Annotated in this window: 21 protein-coding genes and 1 tRNA gene; 17 read left to right on the forward strand and 5 right to left on the reverse strand. The window is 57.8% G+C overall.

Annotation, left to right across the window (positions count from 1 at the left end; translation table 11 throughout):
* Nucleotides 1–24: 24 nt before the first annotated feature.
* Genes murI through hemA form a run of 5 tightly spaced genes read right to left on the reverse strand, consistent with a single transcriptional unit; the run spans nt 25 to nt 4760 of the window.
* A complete protein-coding gene (gene murI, locus JMV15_RS26205; RefSeq protein WP_069868932.1) occupies nt 25–819 on the reverse strand; it encodes a glutamate racemase in 795 nt (264 codons plus the stop codon).
* A complete protein-coding gene (locus JMV15_RS26210; protein WP_069868930.1) occupies nt 812–1567 on the reverse strand; it encodes a molybdopterin-synthase adenylyltransferase MoeB in 756 nt (251 codons plus the stop codon). The genes murI and JMV15_RS26210 overlap by 8 nt, the downstream gene beginning before the upstream one ends.
* Nucleotides 1561–2391, reverse strand: a complete 831-nt coding sequence (prmC, locus tag JMV15_RS26215; protein ID WP_069868928.1) for a peptide chain release factor N(5)-glutamine methyltransferase — start codon at nt 2389–2391, stop codon at nt 1561–1563. Before prmC ends, JMV15_RS26210 begins: the two co-directional genes overlap by 7 nt.
* Nucleotides 2392–3474 (reverse strand): peptide chain release factor 1, encoded by a 1083-nt coding sequence (gene prfA / locus JMV15_RS26220; RefSeq protein WP_014716834.1) that lies wholly within the window; start codon nt 3472–3474, stop codon nt 2392–2394.
* Nucleotides 3471–4760: a glutamyl-tRNA reductase gene (hemA, locus tag JMV15_RS26225; protein WP_003188356.1), complete on the reverse strand. Its 1290-nt coding sequence runs from the start codon at nt 4758–4760 to the stop codon at nt 3471–3473. The genes prfA and hemA overlap by 4 nt, the downstream gene beginning before the upstream one ends.
* A gap of 244 nt (nt 4761–5004) precedes the next feature.
* On the opposite strand from hemA, the gene JMV15_RS26230 reads away from it, so the two are divergent.
* From JMV15_RS26230 to hrpT, 17 genes are all read left to right on the forward strand, one after another.
* On the forward strand, nt 5005–6729 hold the full coding sequence (locus JMV15_RS26230; protein ID WP_014716833.1) for a tetratricopeptide repeat protein: 1725 nt from the start codon (nt 5005–5007) through the stop codon (nt 6727–6729).
* 4 nt (nt 6730–6733) lie between these two features.
* Entirely contained in the window at nt 6734–7351 is a 618-nt protein-coding gene (lolB, locus tag JMV15_RS26235; RefSeq protein ID WP_003188354.1) for a lipoprotein insertase outer membrane protein LolB, read from the forward strand.
* A gap of 49 nt (nt 7352–7400) precedes the next feature.
* The gene (gene ispE, locus JMV15_RS26240; RefSeq protein ID WP_178114207.1) at nt 7401–8204 is read left to right on the forward strand and encodes a 4-(cytidine 5'-diphospho)-2-C-methyl-D-erythritol kinase; all 804 of its coding nucleotides are present in this window, start codon (nt 7401–7403) and stop codon (nt 8202–8204) included.
* Nucleotides 8205–8241: 37 nt separating this feature from the next.
* A tRNA-Gln gene (locus tag JMV15_RS26245) sits at nt 8242–8316 on the forward strand.
* Nucleotides 8317–8362: 46 nt separating this feature from the next.
* Complete coding sequence (locus JMV15_RS26250; RefSeq protein ID WP_003171603.1) at nt 8363–9304, forward strand: ribose-phosphate pyrophosphokinase; 942 nt, start codon at nt 8363–8365, stop codon at nt 9302–9304.
* 137 nt (nt 9305–9441) lie between these two features.
* Nucleotides 9442–10041, forward strand: a complete 600-nt coding sequence (locus tag JMV15_RS26255) for a 50S ribosomal protein L25/general stress protein Ctc (protein WP_003188351.1) — start codon at nt 9442–9444, stop codon at nt 10039–10041.
* Nucleotides 10042–10208: 167 nt separating this feature from the next.
* Nucleotides 10209–10793 (forward strand): aminoacyl-tRNA hydrolase, encoded by a 585-nt coding sequence (pth, locus tag JMV15_RS26260; protein ID WP_010213318.1) that lies wholly within the window; start codon nt 10209–10211, stop codon nt 10791–10793.
* A 22-nt stretch (nt 10794–10815) separates the two neighbouring features.
* Nucleotides 10816–11916 carry a redox-regulated ATPase YchF gene (gene ychF / locus JMV15_RS26265; RefSeq protein WP_014716830.1) on the forward strand — a complete coding sequence of 367 codons (1101 nt, stop codon included), beginning with the start codon at nt 10816–10818 and terminating at the stop codon, nt 11914–11916.
* A gap of 321 nt (nt 11917–12237) precedes the next feature.
* On the forward strand, nt 12238–13161 hold the full coding sequence (locus JMV15_RS26270) for a sigma-54-dependent Fis family transcriptional regulator (protein ID WP_038448795.1): 924 nt from the start codon (nt 12238–12240) through the stop codon (nt 13159–13161).
* A 243-nt stretch (nt 13162–13404) separates the two neighbouring features.
* Entirely contained in the window at nt 13405–13629 is a 225-nt protein-coding gene (locus JMV15_RS26275; RefSeq protein ID WP_014716828.1) for a hypothetical protein, read from the forward strand.
* Nucleotides 13630–14114: 485 nt separating this feature from the next.
* The gene (gene sctJ / locus JMV15_RS26280; protein ID WP_038448793.1) at nt 14115–14915 is read left to right on the forward strand and encodes a type III secretion system inner membrane ring lipoprotein SctJ; all 801 of its coding nucleotides are present in this window, start codon (nt 14115–14117) and stop codon (nt 14913–14915) included.
* A 13-nt stretch (nt 14916–14928) separates the two neighbouring features.
* Nucleotides 14929–15510 carry a type III secretion protein gene (locus JMV15_RS26285; RefSeq protein ID WP_224796991.1) on the forward strand — a complete coding sequence of 194 codons (582 nt, stop codon included), beginning with the start codon at nt 14929–14931 and terminating at the stop codon, nt 15508–15510.
* Entirely contained in the window at nt 15488–16081 is a 594-nt protein-coding gene (gene sctL / locus JMV15_RS26290) for a type III secretion system stator protein SctL (RefSeq protein WP_014716824.1), read from the forward strand. Before JMV15_RS26285 ends, sctL begins: the two co-directional genes overlap by 23 nt.
* A 90-nt stretch (nt 16082–16171) precedes the next feature.
* Complete coding sequence (locus JMV15_RS26295; protein ID WP_014716823.1) at nt 16172–16387, forward strand: hypothetical protein; 216 nt, start codon at nt 16172–16174, stop codon at nt 16385–16387.
* Complete coding sequence (locus JMV15_RS26300) at nt 16388–16780, forward strand: hypothetical protein (RefSeq protein ID WP_014716822.1); 393 nt, start codon at nt 16388–16390, stop codon at nt 16778–16780.
* Between the two features lie 14 nt (nt 16781–16794).
* Nucleotides 16795–18936, forward strand: a complete 2142-nt coding sequence (gene sctC / locus JMV15_RS26305) for a type III secretion system outer membrane ring subunit SctC (protein ID WP_014716821.1) — start codon at nt 16795–16797, stop codon at nt 18934–18936.
* Nucleotides 18933–19115, forward strand: a complete 183-nt coding sequence (gene hrpT / locus JMV15_RS28485) for an HrpT family type III secretion system protein (RefSeq protein WP_235991966.1) — start codon at nt 18933–18935, stop codon at nt 19113–19115. Before sctC ends, hrpT begins: the two co-directional genes overlap by 4 nt.
* Nucleotides 19116–19130: the final 15 nt, after the last annotated feature.

The following is a 19130-nucleotide window of genomic DNA, read 5'->3' on the forward strand; positions in this document are numbered from 1 at the left end:
TTTCAGTGTTATTTCACGAAATTTTCACGAGCCAAAGCTTCGCACAACTCCAGGATGTTTCCAAAGTGTCGGTAGGATATTTTTTAGGTGACACAGATCGCCGCTGGTCCAGAACTGTGTAGCTTCAGGTTCGCCAGCGGCCAGCAGGTCGCGCTCACCCAGCAAGCGCTTGAGCTGGCGCGCCACAGCGGCGCCGGTATCAATGAGGATGATGCTGGGGGGCAGCATCTGCGCCAGGAGTGGCTTGAGGAAGGGGTAATGAGTGCAACCCAGGATGATGGTGTCGCAACCGGCGCTGAGCAGCGGCTCTACATAGCCTTGCAGCAGGGCGCGCAAGGCCGGGCTGTTGAGGTCGCCGGCTTCAATCAGCTCCACCAGGCCTGGGCACGGCTGGGTAATCACTCGCACATCGGTGGCGAAGCGGTCGAGCAAGGCGGCGAACTTGGCGCTTTGCAGGGTACCGGTGGTGGCGAGCACACCCACCACGCCACTGCGCGTGGCTGCGGCCGCAGGTTTCACCGCAGGCTCCATACCGACCAATGGCCAGTCAGGGTAATCCTGGCGTAAGTCGGCCACGGCGGCGACAGTCGCCGTATTACAGGCAATCACAAAGGCCTTGGCGCCCCGCTCGCGGAAAAACTCAGCGACCGAGCGAGAACGCTCAAGAATGAACGCCGGCGTTTTCTCGCCATAAGGAATGTGCCCGCAGTCAGCCACGTACAACAGTGACTCGTGGGGCAACAACTGCTGGATTTCTTCCAGCACCGTGAGGCCGCCGATGCCGGAATCGAACACACCAATAGGCGCGCCCTTAACCATGCTTTGCCCCGCAGACGCTGCAGCCTGGGTCACGCTTGACGCGCAACTCGCGAAAACGCGTGGTCAGCGCATCGATCAACAACAGGCGCCCCACCAACGGCTCACCAAAACCGGCCAGCAGCTTCAAGGCTTCCAGCGCTTGCAGGCTGCCAACCACCCCCACCAACGGCCCGACAACGCCGGCTTCGCTGCAGGTCAGTTCAGTGTCGCTGCCGTGCCCGTACAAACAGTGGTAACAGGGGCTGTCGGCGCGACGGGGGTCGAATACCGACAACTGCCCCTCAAGGCGAATGGCCGCGCCACTGACCAGCGGTTTACCGGCGGCCACGCAGGCCGCGTTGACCGCCTCGCGGGTAGAGAAGTTGTCGCTGCAATCGAGCACCAGGTCCACTGCGTTGACCGCAGCGGCCAGCGAGTCGGCATCCAGCGCAGCACGATGGGCGACCAGGGTGACTTCAGGGTTGATCGCCCTCAGGCGCCCCATGGCCGAATCGACCTTGGTCTGCCCCACGCTGTCGGTGTCATGGATGATCTGGCGTTGCAGGTTGGTCAAATCGACTGTATCGAAATCCGCCAGGTGCAATTCGCCCACCCCGGCAGCGGCCAGGTAAAGCGCCACCGGAGCGCCCAGGCCACCCAGGCCGACGATCAACGCGCGACTCTGCTTCAGGCGCAATTGGCCGTCGATGTCGACAGGCTGCAACAGAATCTGCCGGCTATAGCGCAACAACTCCTGATCGGTCAGCACGGGCGGCGCCCCAAGGTGATGCGCTCGTGACCGCCGAGATCGATGCGGCTGTGTACGCCGTCAAAGCCCTGGTTCAGCAACAAATCCCGCACGGCCTGGGCCTGGTCGTAACCGTGCTCGAGCAACAGCCAGCCTCCGTCGTTCAGGTGGTCAGGAGACTCTTGGGTGATCAGGCGCAAGTCGTCCAGACCATCGTGCCCCGCCACCAGCGCACTGGCCGGTTCGAAGCGCACATCGCCGGCCGCCAGGTGCGGGTCATTGTCGGCAATGTAGGGCGGGTTGCTGATGATCAGGTCGAAGCGGTGGCCTTGCAGGGCGCTGAACCAATGGCTGTTGAGCACCGTAGCGTTATTGAGGTGCAGACGTTGACGATTGCGCTCGGCCAGGGCCACGGCCTCCAGCACGCGGTCGACCGCCGTGACCTGCCAGGCCGGACGTTCGCTGGCCAGGGCCAAGGCGATGGCACCGCTGCCGGTGCCCAGGTCCAGGATCTGGGCGGGCGTGGCGGGCAGCAATTCCAGGGCAGCTTCCACCAGCAACTCAGTTTCCGGGCGGGGGATCAAAGTGTGCGGTGCTACTTCCAGGTCGAGTTTCCAGAAGCCTTGCTGGCCGAGGATATAGGCCACCGGCTCGCCGCTGCGGCGTCGCTGCAGGTAGCCGGCAAAGGTCAGGGCATCTTCGCTGCTGACGATCTTTTCCGGCCAGGTATGCAGGTAGCTGCGCGATTTGCCCAGGGCAGCGGCAAGCAGCAACTCCACGTCCAGGCGCGCCGTTGGCGAGTCGGGCAGGTCAGCGGCGCGCAGCAGGCTGGCAATGATGGTCATTCAGTCACCTATCGCCGCCAGTTGGTCGGCCTGGTATTCGGCGAGCAACGGCTCGATCACCGCATCCACGCCACCGGCGAGAATTTCGTCGAGGGAGTACAGGGTGAGGTTGACCCGATGGTCGGTAACCCGGCCTTGGGCAAAGTTGTAGGTGCGGATACGCTCGGAGCGGTCGCCGGAGCCCACCAGCAGCTTGCGTTCGCTGGCAATTGCGTTGGCCGCGGCGCTGGTCTGCTGGTCGTTCAACTTGGCCGACAACCAGGACATGGCCCGTGCACGGTTCTTGTGCTGGGAACGTTCTTCCTGGCACTCCACCACAATGCCCGACGGCAAGTGAGTGATACGGATCGCCGAGTCGGTCTTGTTAACGTGCTGGCCACCCGCGCCGGATGAGCGGTAAGTGTCGACGCGCAAGTCCGCCGGGTTGATCTCGATGGCTTCCTGTTCGTCCGGCTCAGGCAACACCGCGACGGTGCACGCCGAGGTGTGGATACGGCCCTGGGATTCGGTCGCTGGCACCCGCTGTACGCGGTGCGCACCGGACTCGAACTTCAGCTTGCCATAGACGTTGTCGCCTTCAACCCGGGCGATGACTTCTTTATAGCCGCCGTGCTCGCCCTCGTTCTCGGAAAGGATCTCCACCCGCCAGCCACGACGCTCGGCATAACGCGAATACATGCGGAACAGGTCGCCGGAGAAAATCGCCGCCTCGTCGCCACCGGTGCCGGCGCGGATTTCGAGGAACACGTTGCGTCCGTCGTTAGGGTCCTTGGGCAGCAACATGCGTTGCAAGTCACCCTCAAGCTCAGCGAGTTTGTCCTTGGCTTCGCGGACTTCTTCCACGGCCATTTCACGCATGTCCGGGTCGCTGTCCTTGAGCAGGGCCTGGGCACCTTCGAGGTCGGCCTGGACTTTCAGCAGGTTTTTATAGGTGGCCACAATGGGCTCAACTTCGGCGTATTCCTTGGAATAGGCACGGAATTTGGTCTGATCGGAAATGACCTCGCCATCGCCGAGCAAGGCGGTCAGTTCTTCGAAACGGTCCTGGAGCACGTCCAGTTTATTGAGCAGTGACGCTTTCATTGCGGTTTTTTATCCGAAGAGCTGTCTGACGCGCCCTCACCGAGGGCAAAGAGTTCCTGGGCCATGGCCAGCGCATCGAGGCGGCCTTCGGCGGTAAGCTTTTTCAACTGGACGCTAGGCGCGTGAAGCAGTTTGTTGGTCAGGCCACGGGCCAATTGCATCAGCACCTCTTCGGCGCCACTGCCATTGGCCAGCATGCGCTGGGCCTTGAGCAACTCTTCATCACGCAGGCGTTCACCCTGCTGACGATACGCCTTGAGCACATCCACTGCCGCCAGTTCACGCAGGCGCACCATGAAATCTTCGGCACCGGTGCTGACCATTTCCTCGGCGGCCTGGGCGGCACCCTGCCGGCTCTTGAGGTTTTCAGCGACCACTTCATGCAGATCATCAACGCTATAGAGGTAAACGTCGTCCAACTCGCCGACTTCGGGCTCGATATCCCGGGGAACGGCGATATCCACCATGAAGATCGGCTTGTGCTTGCGCAGCTTCAACGCGCTCTCGACCGCGCCCTTGCCCAGAATCGGCAATTGGCTGGCGGTGGAACTGATGACGATATCACTGCGTACCAGTTCAGCGGGAATGTCCGACAGCAGCACCGCATGCGCACCGAACTGCTCGGCCAGAATGCTGGCGCGCTCCAGGGTGCGGTTGGCGACCACGATGCGCTTCACGCCAAGATCGTGCAGGTGACGGGCTACCAGGGTGATGGTTTCACCAGCGCCGATCAGCAGGGCCTGGCTGCGCTGCAAGTCGCTGAAAATCTGCTTGGCCAGGCTCACAGCGGCAAAGGCCACGGACACCGGGTTTTCGCCGATGGCCGTATCGGTACGCACTTGCTTGGCGGAATTGAAGGTGGCCTGGAACAGGCGGCCCAGCAATGGGCCGACGGTGCCGGCCTCGCGCGCCACGGCGTAGGCGGACTTCATCTGGCCGAGAATCTGCGGTTCACCCAACACCAGCGAGTCAAGACCGGCCGCCACGCGCATCATGTGACGAACTGCCGCATCCTCTTCATGCACATAAGCGCTGGCGCGCAGGTCATCGAGGCTCAAATGGTGATAATCGGCCAGCCAGCGCAGCACCACATCCGCCGAGAGATGTTCCTGCTCTATATAGAGCTCGCTGCGATTGCAGGTCGAAAGAATCGCAGCTTCGCGGCTGTCGGTAAGCCGGCAGAGCTGCTGCAGGGCCTCAACCAACTGCTCTGGCGTAAACGCCACGCGCTCGCGCACGTCTACGGAGGCAGTCTTGTGGTTAATACCGAGTGCGAGGAAGGCCATTCAATATCGCTGATGATGTCGGGAAGCCGACAATTGTCCTACTTCGAAAGATCCAGAACAACCACCGTCGTCTATTGTCCCTATATCTTATGCCTATCAATGCACTTTTGTAGGAGCGAGCAAGCTCGCGCCTACAAAGGAAAGGCAAAAGGCAGCAATAGTCGTATTCCGAGTGCCCCGGTTATGTTTGGCCGAAGGCTTGTGTCATGATGATCCGACCGCAGGTTAGTCGTCCTCTTCCTATATGAATAGATCTTCCGCGTTGCTCCTCGCTTTTGTCTTCCTCAGCGGCTGCCAGGCCATGGCACCCGTGTCGCCGGACGCTACGTCGCCGGTGGAAGACAGCACTCCCGCCCCTGAAAAACCCAAGGTTTATTCCTCGTTCAGTGAAGAAACGATCTACAGCCTGCTGACCGCTGAACTGGCCGGCCAGCGCAATCGCTTCGATATTGCACTGGATAATTACGTGACCCAGGCCATCAACACCCAGGACCCGGGGATTTCCGAGCGAGCGTTTCGCATCGCCGAATACCTGGGCGCCGACCAGGCAGCGCTGGACACCTCGCTGATCTGGGCCAAAAACGCGCCGGATGATCTGGAAGCCCAACGCGCCGCGGCGGTGCAACTGGCGCGTGCCGGGCGCTATGACGACTCCATGGTCTATATGGAGAAGGTTCTGCAGGGCAAGGGCGACACACATTTTGACTTTCTTGCGCTATCGGCCGCCGACACCGACCAGGACACGCGCAACGGCCTGATGAAGAGTTTCGATCGCCTGCTGCAAAAGCATCCGAAGAACAGCCAGTTGATTTTCGGCAAGGCCCTGCTGCTGCAACAGGACGATGAAGCCGACGCCGCGCTCAACCTCTTGGAACAGAACCCGCCGGAAGAAGGCGAAATCGCGCCGATCCTGTTGCGTGCACGCCTGCTGCAAAGCCTTAACCGCGGCAAGGAAGCGATTCCGCTGCTGGAAAAAAGCATCAAGAAATACCCCGGCGACAAGCGCCTGCTCCTGACCTATGCACGCATGCTGGTTGAGCAGGACCGTATGGAAGACGCCAAAGTGCAGTTCGCCAACCTGGTCCAGCAATACCCGGACGACGACGAACTGCGTTATTCCCTGGCATTGGTGTGCCTGGAAGCCAAGGCCTGGGACGAGGCCAAGGGCTACCTGCAAGAGCTGATCGAACGTGACAGCCACGTGGATTCGGCGCACTTGAACCTGGGCCGCATCGCTGAAGAGCGCAACGACCCGCAGGCGGCCCTGCTTGAATACGCCCAAGTCGGCCCCGGCAATGATTATCTGCCAGCGCAGTTGCGCCAAGCCGACATCCTGATGAGCAACGGCCGCACCGACGAAGCGGAAAAACGCCTGGCCGCGGCCCGCGATGCCGAGCCGGACTATGCGATCCAGCTGTACCTGATCCAGGCCGAGACCTTATCGGCCAACAAGCAGGGCGAACGCGCCTGGAAGTTATTGCAACAGGCGTTGCTGCAATACCCCGACGATTTGAACCTGCTGTACACCCGCGCCATGCAGGCGGAAAAACGCAATGACCTGGCGCAGTTGGAGAAAGACCTGCGCCTGATCATCAAGCGTGACCCGGACAACGCCATGGCCCTTAACGCCCTGGGCTACACCTTGTCCGATCGCACCACGCGCTACGCCGAAGCCAAGGTGCTGATCGAACAGGCCCACGCGCTCAACCCGGAAGACCCGGCCGTACTCGACAGCCTGGGCTGGGTGAATTACCGCCTGGGCAACCTCGACGAGGCCGAGCGCTTGCTGCGCCAGGCGCTGGAGCGTTTCCCGGACCAGGAAGTTGCCGCACACCTGGGCGAAGTGCTCTGGGCCAATGGCAAGCAGCGCGAAGCCCGACAAATCTGGGAAAAGTTCCTCAAGGAACAACCCGACAGCCCTATCCTGCGCAGCACCATCAAGCGCCTGACCGGATCCGAGACCCTTTAAGCTTATGTTCTTGCGCCACATTATCGTTTTCAGTTTCATCGCCCTGCTCGCCGGTTGCGCGGGCATCGGCAGCCGTGAATCCGTTGAAGGCCAGGGCAACCCGGCACAATGGAAACAACACAAGGACCAGCTCAGCAGCATCGATGGCTGGCAGATCGAGGGCAAGGTCGGGGTGCGTGCGCCGAAAGACTCCGGCAGCGGCACCCTGTTCTGGCTGCAACGCCAGGACTACTACGACATTCGCCTCTCGGGCCCCCTGGGTCGTGGCGCAGCCCGCCTGACTGGCAGGCCAGGGCAAGTAAGCCTGGAAGTGGCCAATCAGGGCCGCTACGAGGCAACCTCTCCGGAAGAACTGCTGGAGCAGCAGATTGGCTGGAAGCTGCCCGTCTCTCATCTGGTCTGGTGGGTCCGCGGCCTGCCGGCACCTGACAGCAAGAGCCGGCTGAGCCTCAATGGCGACAGCCGCCTCGCCACCCTGGAGCAGGATGGCTGGCAGGTCGAATATTTGAGCTACGTGGAGCAAAGCGGCTATTGGCTTCCCGAACGTATCAAGCTGCATGGCACCGACCTTGATGTCACGCTGGTGATCAAGGACTGGCAACCGCGCAAACTGGGGCAATAACGTGTCCGCACAAAAATTGACCCTGCCCTCCCCGGCCAAGCTCAACCTGATGCTGCACATCCTTGGCCGTCGTGAAGATGGCTACCACGAGTTGCAGACGCTGTTTCAGTTTCTCGACTACGGCGATGAGCTGACCTTTGCCGTGCGTGAGGATGGCGTAATCCAACTGCACACCGAATTCGACGGCGTGCCCCACGACAGCAATCTGATTGTGCGGGCAGCCAAAAAACTTCAGGCACAATCCGGCTGCCCACTTGGCATTGATATCTGGATCGACAAAATCCTGCCCATGGGCGGGGGTATCGGTGGCGGCAGCTCCAATGCCGCGACCACTTTGTTGGGCCTAAATCACTTATGGCAACTGGGCTGGGACCACGATCGCCTTGCTGCGCTGGGCCTCACGCTGGGCGCCGACGTCCCGGTTTTCGTGCGGGGGCACGCCGCATTTGCTGAAGGCGTTGGGGAGAAACTCACCCCTGTAGAGCCCGAAGAACCTTGGTATGTCGTGCTGGTGCCGCAAGTATCTGTAAGTACAGCAGAAATTTTTTCAGATCCGTTGTTGACACGTAACTCTTCTCCCATTAAAGTGCGCCCCGTTCCCAAGGGAAACAGTCGAAATGACTGCTTACCGGTTGTAGCAAGGCGTTATCCAGAGGTACGTAACGCTTTGAATTTGTTAGGTAAATTTACCGAAGCAAAATTAACCGGCACTGGAAGTTGTGTGTTTGGGGGCTTCCCAAGCAAAGCTGAAGCTGATAAAGTCTCGGCCCTTCTTACAGAGACCCTTACAGGGTTTGTAGCAAAAGGAAGCAACGTTTCGATGTTGCATCGCAAGCTGCAAAGTCTGCTCTAAAAGGAACCGAGTGTTAGGCACTCGTTGCAACAGATACAGGGGCGTCGCCAAGCGGTAAGGCAGCAGGTTTTGATCCTGCCATGCGTTGGTTCGAATCCAGCCGCCCCTGCCATTTTCTAATACTCATCCAGGTTACCCTCAGCCTCTAGGTACTGCGCGTGTCCAAGATGATGGTCTTTACGGGGAATGCCAACCCCGATCTGGCTCGACGTGTCGTACGTCAGCTGCATATCCCTCTCGGTGACATCTCTGTCGGTAAATTCTCCGACGGCGAAATTACAGCCGAGATCAATGAAAATGTCCGCGGTAAAGACGTCTTCATTATTCAGCCGACCTGCGCTCCGACCAACGATAACCTGATGGAACTCGTCGTGATGGCTGATGCCTTCCGCCGCTCCTCAGCGACTCGAATCACAGCTGTAATCCCTTACTTTGGTTATGCCCGTCAGGATCGCCGTCCGCGCTCCGCACGTGTAGCTATCAGCGCGAAAGTCGTTGCTGACATGCTGACCGTGGTAGGTATCGACCGTGTGCTCACGGTTGACCTGCACGCTGACCAAATCCAGGGGTTCTTCGATATTCCGGTAGATAACATCTACGGCTCCCCCGTCCTGGTGGATGACATCGAAGACCAGCGCTTTGAAAACCTGATGATCGTGTCCCCGGACATTGGTGGCGTCGTGCGTGCACGGGCTGTTGCCAAATCCCTGGGCGTGGACCTCGGGATCATCGACAAACGCCGCGAGAAAGCCAATCACTCTGAAGTGATGCATATCATCGGTGATGTCGAAGGGCGTACCTGTATTCTGGTTGATGACATGGTCGACACCGCCGGCACGCTGTGCCACGCGGCGAAAGCCTTGAAAGAGCACGGTGCAGCAAAAGTCTTCGCCTACTGCACACACCCTGTGCTGTCGGGCCGAGCGATCGAAAACATCGAGAACTCCGTGCTGGACGAACTGGTGGTGACCAACACCATCCCGTTGTCCGCCGCAGCTCAAGCCTGTGCACGTATCCGCCAACTGGATATTGCACCGGTCGTTGCCGAAGCGGTTCGCCGCATCAGCAATGAAGAATCGATCAGCGCGATGTTCCGTTAAGGGTCAAACCAACGGATCACCTCACTGACGAAAAGCGCCCCGCCCCAGCATTCCGCTGGGGCGGGGCTTTTTTGCCCATATCGAGTTCGGCGCTGGTCGCAAACGCCCCTCGATGATGGCTATTTTGGAGATACAACATGAACGAATTTACTCTGAACGCCCAAGCGCGTACTGACCTGGGGAAAGGTGCGAGCCGCCGCCTGCGTCACGCCGCCAACATCCCAGCCGTTGTCTACGGTGGTAACAAGCCTGCTGAATCCGTGACCATCCTGGCCAAGGAAATCGCCAAGCTGTTCGAAAACGAAGCTGCCTACAGCCACGTTATCGAGCTGAACGTCGACGGCGCCAAGCAGAACGTCATCGTTAAAGCGATGCAGCGTCACCCTTCCAAGCAGTTCATCATGCACGCTGACTTCGTTCGCGTTGTAGCTGGCCAGAAACTGACCGCCATCGTGCCTGTGCACTTTGTGGGTGAAGAAGCTCCGGTCAAGAAAGGCGGCGAGATCTCTCACGTCCTGAACGAAATCGAAGTGACCTGCCTGCCGAAAGACCTGCCTGAGTTCATCGAAGTCGACCTGTCGGCTCTGGAAATCGGCGCCATCGTTCACCTGTCCGACCTCAAGGCCCCTAAAGGCGTTGAGTTTGTCGCACTGGCTCACGGTGATGACAAAGCTGTTGCCAACGTTCACGCTCCACGCGTTGCTCCAGAAGAAGCTGAAGAAGGCGCTGCAGAGTAATTCACTCTGTATTGCCGGAGCTTGAGGAAACATCGCGGACCGAAACGTAGCGAGAAAGCGGGCGATAACGCGGCGTTTACTCTTGAGTAAATGATGTAGTGTCGTCCACTTTCGCCGCACCTGGGTACGGCGATGTTATCCACAACTCCAAAGGAAGGGCTCCTGTCGTGACTGCCATTAAACTGATCGTTGGCCTGGGAAATCCAGGCGCCGAATACGAACAGACCCGGCATAACGCGGGGGCCCTTTTTGTTGAGCGCATCGCCCACGCCCAAGGCGTCAACCTGGTGGCCGATCGCAAATATTTTGGCCTGACCGGGCGCTTCTCGCACCAGGGTCAGGATGTTCGTCTACTGATTCCCACCACCTATATGAACCGCAGCGGCCAGGCTGTCGCGGCGCTTGCGGGCTTCTTCCGGATCAAACCCGAAGAAATCCTGGTGGCCCATGACGAACTGGACCTGCCGCCCGGCGTAGCCAAGCTCAAGCTCGGCGGTGGGCATGGTGGGCACAATGGCCTGCGTGACATCATCGCGCAGTTGGGCAATCAGAATAATTTTTACCGTCTGCGGCTCGGCATTGGCCACCCAGGCGTTGCCAGTATGGTTTCAAATTTCGTCCTGGGTCGTGCGCCACGCGCCGAACAGGAAAAACTCGATGCCAGCATCGATTTTGCCCTCGGCGTGCTGCCGGATATCTTCGCCGGTGAATGGAACCGTGCGATGAAAAACCTGCACAGCCAGAAGGCCTGACTCTTATCCGAGGGGAAACACCATGGGATTCAATTGCGGCATCGTCGGCCTGCCCAACGTCGGCAAGTCCACCCTGTTCAACGCCCTGACCAAGTCCGGTATTGCGGCGGAGAACTTCCCCTTCTGCACCATCGAACCCAACAGCGGCATCGTGCCGATGCCGGACCCGCGTCTTGACGCACTGGCGGCCATCGTCAATCCCAAGCGCATCCTGCCGACCACCATGGAGTTCGTCGACATCGCGGGCCTCGTCGCCGGCGCCTCGAAAGGTGAAGGCCTGGGCAACAAGTTCCTGGCCAACATCCGCGAAACCGATGCTATCGCCCACGTGGTCCGCTGCTTTGAAGACGAGAACGTGATTCACGTCTCCAACAGCGTCGACCCCAAGCGCGACATCGAGATCATCGACCTGGAACTGATCTTCGCCGACCTCGACAGCTGTGAAAAGCAACTGCAGAAAGTCGCGCGTAACGCCAAGGGCGGCGACAAGGATGCAGTGGTCCAGAAGGGCCTGCTGGAGCAGCTGATCGCGCACTTCACCGAAGGCAAGCCTGCGCGCAGCCTGATGAAGAACATGGGGGCCGATGAGAAGGCCGTGATCAAGGGCTTCCACCTGTTGACCACCAAGCCTGTGATGTACATCGCCAACGTTGCCGAAGACGGCTTCGAGAACAACCCGCTGCTCGACGTGGTCAAGGCTATTGCCGACGAAGAAGGCGCCATCGTTGTTCCGGTGTGCAACAAGATCGAAGCGGAAATCGCCGAGCTCGATGACGGCGAAGAAAAGGACATGTTCCTCGAGGCCCTGGGCCTGGAAGAGCCTGGCCTGAACCGCGTGATCCGCGCAGGCTACGAAATGCTCAACCTGCAGACCTACTTCACCGCCGGTGTCGAAGAAGTCCGCGCCTGGACCGTCAAGGTCGGTGCTACCGCGCCACAGGCTGCTGGCGTGATCCACACCGACTTTGAGAAAGGCTTCATCCGCGCCGAAGTGATCGCCTACAACGACTTCATCCAGTTCAAGGGTGAAGCCGGTGCCAAGGAAGCCGGTAAATGGCGCCTGGAAGGCAAGGACTACATTGTTAAAGATGGCGATGTGATGCACTTCCGCTTTAACGTGTAAGCACCACCGCAGTATTGACTGCGAACAAAAAGCCGATGCATTGCATCGGCTTTTTTGTGGCCGGTATTTAAGCTTACAAATAAAAACACATATCCAAATACTCAACTATCTCAGAATCTTCCTACTTACCTTTTTCGACGCTTTAACCAAACTAAAGCCGAGCACATTAAAAACTTAAACTTACAGTCATTTTCCTACATTATTCCGGCACATAACTACCTCTTCGCCGGGTGACAACTTTTATATTCTGCGTTCTACTGAGTTGGCGCTTGCACACCGTCCTTCTACAGTGAAGTACTAGCGAACAGGGAGTACACATCGATGTCGGCCTACGTCCAGAAGGATAATACAACAGACGTTTCACTCATCGATGGTCAGGAAATTGAAACCACACTTAACAACACTGCCGCGCTTAACGTTGACATCCTGCTGTTGGGAGAAACGGGTACCGGCAAAGATACGCTTGCACAACGGATTCATCGCTTATCGGGTCGACGAGGTAATTTTGTCGCCGTGAACTGTGCGGCCATCCCTGAAAGCCTGGCGGAAAGCCAGCTGTTCGGTGTCAACAGCGGCGCCTACACCGGGGCAGTGCAATCAAGGGCTGGATTTGTCGAAGCCGCCCACTTGGGTACTCTGTACCTTGATGAGATCGACAGCATGCCCTTGAGCCTGCAAGCCAAGCTACTGCGTGTGCTGGAGTGCCGCGGGGTGGAGCGCCTGGGTTCGACTCGGTTCATTTCCGTGGACATGCGCGTCATTGCATCGGCCCAGCAATCCCTGCAAATCATGGTCGACCAGGGCGCCTTCAGGCGTGATCTCTACTTTCGGCTGAATGTCGTGAACATCGAACTGCCCGCCCTGCGCGATCGGCGCGAGCGCATCATCCCGTTGTTTCTGCAGATGATTCAGGAAGAAGCAGACCAGTTCAATTGCACACCTCCATCGCCTTCTGACGGCCTGTTGCATGAACTGCTCTGCCACCCCTGGCTGGGTAATGTTCGCGAGCTACGCTCGGCGGCGAAACGGTTCGTCCTGGGCCTCCCGCCGCTCTCAGCGCCCGCCTGCCGTCAGCCGCCCCCTCAGACGGACCTGAAGGCACGCCTTCAACAAATTGAAAAAGCGTTGATTGAAGAGTCGATGTACCGTCACCACCACTGTGTGGATACCGTAGCCATTGAGCTGGGGGTTGCGAAGCGCACGCTGTATTACAGAATGAAACAATTGAACATATCATTGGCATAAGCTTGATGACGCCCGGTTCAAAAATCTTATAGTCAAAACCTCAATGATACGAGCCAGCACATGAAGAGCCGATAGTTTCTCAAATATTGAGGATCATATTTCGTTACACCTCCGCTCAAAACTTTTGGAACGCATCCGTTTTATAGGCCACACAATTATAGCTGCAAAATATGTCAACAGCGTCATATCTATGATGATGTTACGGGCAGCGAATACAATTCTTAATTCACAAAGGACCCTTATATGTCAACTATTACCTCAGGTTCGATCTATTCACAAGCGTTGGCAAACACGTCTAACCCATTCACTAAATTTAACGGAGGCACAGGAGACGGATTTGCTGGAGGTGGCGAAGATGGCGCCGAAGGCATCTTCGAAAAGATGAAGGCTGATGCCATAAAAAACGGCTGGAGAAGCGCTGAAGTGAAAAACATTCAAGGGTTGATCCGGTCGGGGTCCGGTCAATAATTATCGGGTGATCGATTACCTTTCAGGCTCTCTAGTCCGAAAGGTAATCATCCCCCCTCCCGACAGGCCAGTGTGTACGCCTGTAAAGCTGCGCCCACTTTGATCGAGTAAACCGCCATGCGAATAGCAAACGACCCTTTCTCACAGAAAGGCAGCAGTACGGAACATACCCGTGCAGCCCAGGAACAGTCGCCAGACGGTATGGATGCCAGTTTTTTCACATCGATGCTTGAACGCCCCACCAACGCGACTTCTGCCAAGCCTGAAGTCTCGCTCCTTTTGACAGAGGCCTCAAAGCACCTCAGTCACTCAAGAGATGGCTTCGCAAAAATAATCCGCTCAACCAAAAAAGGTATAGATGTTGAGGCCATCAGTACTTACCCACGAGAGTTATATAGCGCACAACTCACATCACAACTCATGGTGAAATGTCTGGCCAAGACAACACAGTGCATCGACAAGATCAGTAACATGCAGTCCTGAGCATGAATAACTCTCTGCGTGTCGTTTTAGTTTTGATCATGGCTTTTATACTGAGCGGATGCGGTGACCGAGTGGAACTTCATCGCCAATTGTCCGAGCAAGAAGCCAATGAGGTCGTCGCCGAATTGGCTGATAAACATATTCGTGCGCAAAAGACCCCGGCCAAAGATGGCGTCGTCGTAACGGTCAATACAAACGACATCGGGCGCGCCGTACGTACCTTGGAAGCGGCAGGCCTTCCTCGACTTGCCCGGACCACCATGGGGGATACATTTCGCAAGGAAGGGGTCATTTCCACCCCCCTGGAAGAGCGTGCCCGCTACATCTATGCCTTATCCCAAGAGCTTGAAACCACCTTGTCCAAGATCGATGGCGTTATTGTCGCACGCGTGCATGTGGTGTTGCCCGAGCGCATTGCGCCAGGAGAGCCGGTCCAACCTGCATCTGCCTCCGTGTTTATCAAGCATGATCCACGCCTGGATCCCGACAACATCCGTGCGCGGGTCCGCAGAATGGTGGCAAGCAGTATTCCCGGGATGACCACAGCGGTGGATAACCCGCAAAAACTCACTGTGGTGTTTGTACCTGCCTCCACTTATCAGGAACAGCAACGCCTGGTGTATTTCGGCCCCTTCCTGGTGCCTGGCGACGATCTCGGCTTCTGGCGAACCAGCATAATGATTGTGCTGCTCGCTCTGGTTTCGGCCGTGGCCGCCATGATCTTCCTCCAAGCGCGGCGCAAGCGTCACTCCCAGGAGCCTTCCATTAAAGGCGACTCAGCGGGGTCAACGCATGGCACCTAGACCCGACCCCCTCATGCGTGAACAACTGGCCTGGGCTCAGTGGTGGGCTTTTCCCTGGAAGCAGGCCCACGAAGACTGGCGAGGTGAGGAGTATCGTGCGATTGAAAGGCTTTTTTACAACGGCCGGTCAGTGCCCGACAACCTGACGGGTTTTAAAGCCTGCTTGCCTGCTGCGCCTCACGCTACCGTGCTTCGGTTGGCCCTGGCCACGACGGATCAACTGAACCTGGGGCTGGCATTGGTCACGCACATATTCAATCCCGAAGCGCCATCACCATTGAGTGAAAGTCATCACCAGTGGTGCATGCGCCTCTCCATGGCGCTGCACCCCTCCATGCTGCCCCCACATTCCGATCCACTGCGACTGCTTCATAGCTGGGTTGAACCGGCTATCTGGCAGCGTCTTCGATTGCGCTTTCCCCGTACACGTGTGAGCGAGGCTGAAATAGCAAACGCCCCACTCGAACATGCAAGCGGCCGATTGAACACTCTCTGGCAGGCCGTCGTCTGGCGCGTCACGACCATGGCGAGCGGCAACACGCCCCTGTCTCGCACAGGTGAGGAAAACAGTAATGTTATGCCGACATACTATTGAGTTACGCAATGACGCATCCGGCGCACGAGGAAGCCTTATCAAGCGCGAAGAGCTTGCCCATTGGGAACACGCCAACCACCTCTTGAGCCACGCCAAGGCCCAGGCCGACGAATTGATAAGTATGGCCGAGAAAAAATGCGAGGCCATGCTTGAACAAGCCTCATTGGAAATCTGGCAACGCGCAGATGCACAACTCAAGCAATGGGAACGCGACCGTCAAACGATGCGCGACAACCTTGAACACTATGCGACCTCCATAACCAACCAGGCCATTCGCTGCTTGCTCGGCGAGACGACTGCCCCGCAAAGGCTCGCAGCACTGTTAAAGCACTTGCTGGAGAGCCAAGTTCAGGAAGTCAGCGCGACGCTGCTCTGTCATCCCCTTGATCTTGAGGAAATAAGGCAGAGCCTTGCACGCCACAAGAGCAACGCCTGGAAGTTAAGCGCCGACGACACAGTTCATCTTCAGACCCTCGTACTGAAAACAGATGAGGGCGACTTCCGTATCAGCTGGAACGCGATGCTCGACACTTTTTTCAAGCAGGATAAAGAGTACTTGATCGAGATTTAATCCTACGAACATAGAGACTTTCTTTATGTTAATCACTCAGAGCTGACTGTTTAAATTCATCCATCGACAATAGAAAACCGAGGAAAAATCATGGATTTTTTCAAAGAACTGACTCATTCGATTGCCCGAAATAAAACATCGACATACAAGGAGTTCAAAGCCGGCTTCGAAGAAAGCCTGGCCGCCGAAGACAGCGAACTCTTTCACAACTTGGTAACGCGTAGAGAGGTCACCTTTGCGCTTTATAACGAGCACGGTAAAACCGTCAACCAAATGCTTAAAACAACTATTGAAAGCTTCCAGTAGATGAAGGCGCTCGTGAGTGACTGGCTGAGCAGCGGAAAGGAAAAAATCGCTCTATTTGAGGGCGACGACGAAGTCACCCTGCAACGTCAGGGAGACACCGTTTTATTGGGGGCTCAACTGACCTCTTCTCTACCCGATAACTCAGCCTTGCAAGGCTGGCTGCGCCTGGGCGCGGCCAGCTTGAATCATTTTCAAGGTGCATTGGCTCAAAAAGCCGACACGGGAGCGCTATGGGTGATTAACAGCCTGCGCGCCGACCGTGGAGAAGCCGGCCTGCTTGGCTGCCTTGAAGCCCTGCTCAACCAACGCGACACATGGCGCGCAATCAATGCACGACTTGCTCGCCCAGTTCAAAACCTCAAACCCACCCCGCTAAGTTCACGTTCGTACTAATCAGAGAACTGTCTATGTCTAACAAGACCCATAAGGGCAATCGCTCGTACCTTGGCTCGCCTGCCGTTACAGCCAAAAGAACCCACTGGCGGAATGTGTTTTTGTTTTCCTGGTTGCTGGTTTCAGCACAAAGCGCGCTGGCCGCCATCCCTTCGGAATGGAAAAACACCGCCTACGCTTATGAAGCCGAGCATAAGCCGGTGCGCGAGGTACTCGAAGATTTCGCCCAGACCTTCGGTACACAACTGCAGATCGAGGGCCTGCTGGAAGGCATCGTCAATGGCAAGATACGCGCTAACACCCCGCAGTCATTGCTCGACCGCCTGGGGGTAGAGCATCGCTTCCAATGGTACCTGTACAACAACACGCTCTACGTCAGTACTCTGGACCAGCAAGAGTCAGCGCGCCTGGAGGTCTCCTCCGAGACCATTGCCGACCTCAAGCAAGCCCTCACTGATATCGGCCTGCTCGACAGCCGCTTCGGTTGGGGTGAGTTGCCCGACGATGGCATCGTGTTGGTCTCAGGGCCTCGGCGCTATATCGAGCAAGTCAAACAGTTCAGCAGCCAACGCCGCTCGGTGGACGAAAAACAGAGCGTGCTGAGTTTCCCGCTGAAGTTTGCCAATGCAGCGGATCGCCACGTGGATTATCGCGGCCAGAAGATCACCATTGCCGGTGTTTCCAGCATTGTGCGGGGCTTACTGGAGCCACGCTCCAACGCGACACCCCCTGCGTTAGCCCAGCGCCCCGCCTCACAGCCCGCCCCTCTCGTACCCAACGTTCCCCGCTTGAGCAACCCATTGCTGGGGCAGATGCTCGCTACAAACAGCACTCCCATGCCAATGGATATTGGCGCCACACTCACCCCGCGGGCGCCGGCCCCCACCAGTCGCATTCGCGTCGAAGCCGATATGCGCAATAACGCGGTGCTCATTTATGACCTGCCAGAGCGCCAGGCCATGTACCGCGAGTTGATCGCTCAACTCGATGTGGCGCGCAAGTTGGTGGAAATCGATACGATCATTCTGGATATCGAGCGCACCCAATTGCGTGAATTCGGCGTGAACTGGGGGTTTCAGAACAGCCGTTTCCGTGGTGGTGCAAATATGGCGCCCGGCACATCGCAGCAGTTGTCGATCGAGAATCGCGACCGTTTCTATGCTGACATACGCGCCCTGGAAGCCAAGGGGCTGGCGACCATGGTGTCCAACCCCTCCGTGCTCACCCTGGAAAACCAACCGGCGGTGATCGACTTCAACCGCACTCAGTACCTGACACCCGGTCGTCAGAACGCAACCATCCTGCCGGTCACCGTGGGTACCAGCGTGCAGGTCGTGCCCCGCGTCATCACCAGCCGAGGCAGCCATCAGATTCACTTGGTGGTGGATATCGAGGACGGTACGTTCGATGAGTCCAACCCCAATCGTGACCTCAATAACTTGGATGTGCGCCGCGGTAACGTCAGTACCCAGGCGGTCATGGCGGAAAAACGCTCAATGGTGGTGGGCGGATTCCATGTCACGGAAAGCACCGACAAGCACAACAAGGTGCCGCTGCTGGGCGATATCCCACTGCTGGGCAAGGCGTTGTTCTCTTCAAGCGAACGGCAGAACAATCGGCGTGAACGCCTGTTCATCATCACCCCACGCGTCATCGGCGACCAGGCCGATCCGTCCCGCTACTTGCCTCAGGCAGACCAGGCCGAGTTGCAGACGGCCCTTGCACCACTGGCCAGGCGCAACGCCCCTCACCAGCCCGAGATCAAGCGTAGCGACATCATCAGCACGTTGGCGCATCTGGTGACGGGAGAAGTGCCCAAGGCCTTCAAGTTGGCGCCCATGCCCCTGGGATTGAACACGCTGTGCAGCCCCCGCGACTTGCTGGCGCTGAACACCGAGCGCAGCCAATGGTACGCAGGCCCCGAGTACAACGTCGCCGTCGTGGTGATGCGCAACCAGTTCAACCGCAATGTGCGCATCGATGAAAAAGAATGCAGCAACTCGCAGACTTTGGCCGTCACCGTGTGGCCACGCGCCTGGTTGAAGCCGGGAGAAGAAGCCGAAGTCTTTATCGCCATGCGCCCGGTGAAGAAGGATGAACACCTCAGCGTACCGCGCCCTACCTTGATTACTCCTGTCAAAAAGGCCCGACCATGAAGCATCAATTGTTGTGCGTCACCCTGATCGGTGCGGCGCTGCTCGTCAGCGCTTGTACCCCAACATGCAAAGGCGACTCCTGCTCACGCCCGCAGTCGACCGCGCAGAAGATGGTGATCTGGTGGCCATCGCACATGCGCGTCCAGCCTGGACCATCCGGGGAGCGCGCGGACTACTAGACGGTATCGCTGGAG

Source organism: Pseudomonas paracarnis (genome assembly GCF_904063055.1).
Classification (GTDB): domain Bacteria; phylum Pseudomonadota; class Gammaproteobacteria; order Pseudomonadales; family Pseudomonadaceae; genus Aquipseudomonas; species Aquipseudomonas paracarnis.

Excerpts from the sequence above, each read along its gene's own strand:
- murI (WP_069868932.1), bottom strand. The coding sequence starts at position 819 with ATGGTTAAGGGCGCGCCTATTGGTGTGTTCGATTCCGGCATCGGCGGC.
- prmC (WP_069868928.1), bottom strand. The coding sequence starts at position 2,391 with ATGACCATCATTGCCAGCCTGCTGCGCGCCGCTGACCTGCCCGACTCG.
- prfA (WP_014716834.1), bottom strand. The coding sequence starts at position 3,474 with ATGAAAGCGTCACTGCTCAATAAACTGGACGTGCTCCAGGACCGTTTC.
- hemA (WP_003188356.1), bottom strand. The coding sequence starts at position 4,760 with ATGGCCTTCCTCGCACTCGGTATTAACCACAAGACTGCCTCCGTAGAC.
- JMV15_RS26230 (WP_014716833.1), top strand. The coding sequence starts at position 5,005 with ATGAATAGATCTTCCGCGTTGCTCCTCGCTTTTGTCTTCCTCAGCGGC.
- lolB (WP_003188354.1), top strand. The coding sequence starts at position 6,734 with ATGTTCTTGCGCCACATTATCGTTTTCAGTTTCATCGCCCTGCTCGCC.
- ispE (WP_178114207.1), top strand. The coding sequence starts at position 7,401 with ATGCTGCACATCCTTGGCCGTCGTGAAGATGGCTACCACGAGTTGCAG.
- JMV15_RS26255 (WP_003188351.1), top strand. The coding sequence starts at position 9,442 with ATGAACGAATTTACTCTGAACGCCCAAGCGCGTACTGACCTGGGGAAA.
- ychF (WP_014716830.1), top strand. The coding sequence starts at position 10,816 with ATGGGATTCAATTGCGGCATCGTCGGCCTGCCCAACGTCGGCAAGTCC.
- JMV15_RS26270 (WP_038448795.1), top strand. The coding sequence starts at position 12,238 with ATGTCGGCCTACGTCCAGAAGGATAATACAACAGACGTTTCACTCATC.
- JMV15_RS26275 (WP_014716828.1), top strand. The coding sequence starts at position 13,405 with ATGTCAACTATTACCTCAGGTTCGATCTATTCACAAGCGTTGGCAAAC.
- sctJ (WP_038448793.1), top strand. The coding sequence starts at position 14,115 with ATGAATAACTCTCTGCGTGTCGTTTTAGTTTTGATCATGGCTTTTATA.
- JMV15_RS26285 (WP_224796991.1), top strand. The coding sequence starts at position 14,929 with ATGCGTGAACAACTGGCCTGGGCTCAGTGGTGGGCTTTTCCCTGGAAG.
- sctL (WP_014716824.1), top strand. The coding sequence starts at position 15,488 with ATGTTATGCCGACATACTATTGAGTTACGCAATGACGCATCCGGCGCA.
- JMV15_RS26295 (WP_014716823.1), top strand. The coding sequence starts at position 16,172 with ATGGATTTTTTCAAAGAACTGACTCATTCGATTGCCCGAAATAAAACA.
- JMV15_RS26300 (WP_014716822.1), top strand. The coding sequence starts at position 16,388 with ATGAAGGCGCTCGTGAGTGACTGGCTGAGCAGCGGAAAGGAAAAAATC.
- sctC (WP_014716821.1), top strand. The coding sequence starts at position 16,795 with ATGTCTAACAAGACCCATAAGGGCAATCGCTCGTACCTTGGCTCGCCT.
- hrpT (WP_235991966.1), top strand. The coding sequence starts at position 18,933 with ATGAAGCATCAATTGTTGTGCGTCACCCTGATCGGTGCGGCGCTGCTC.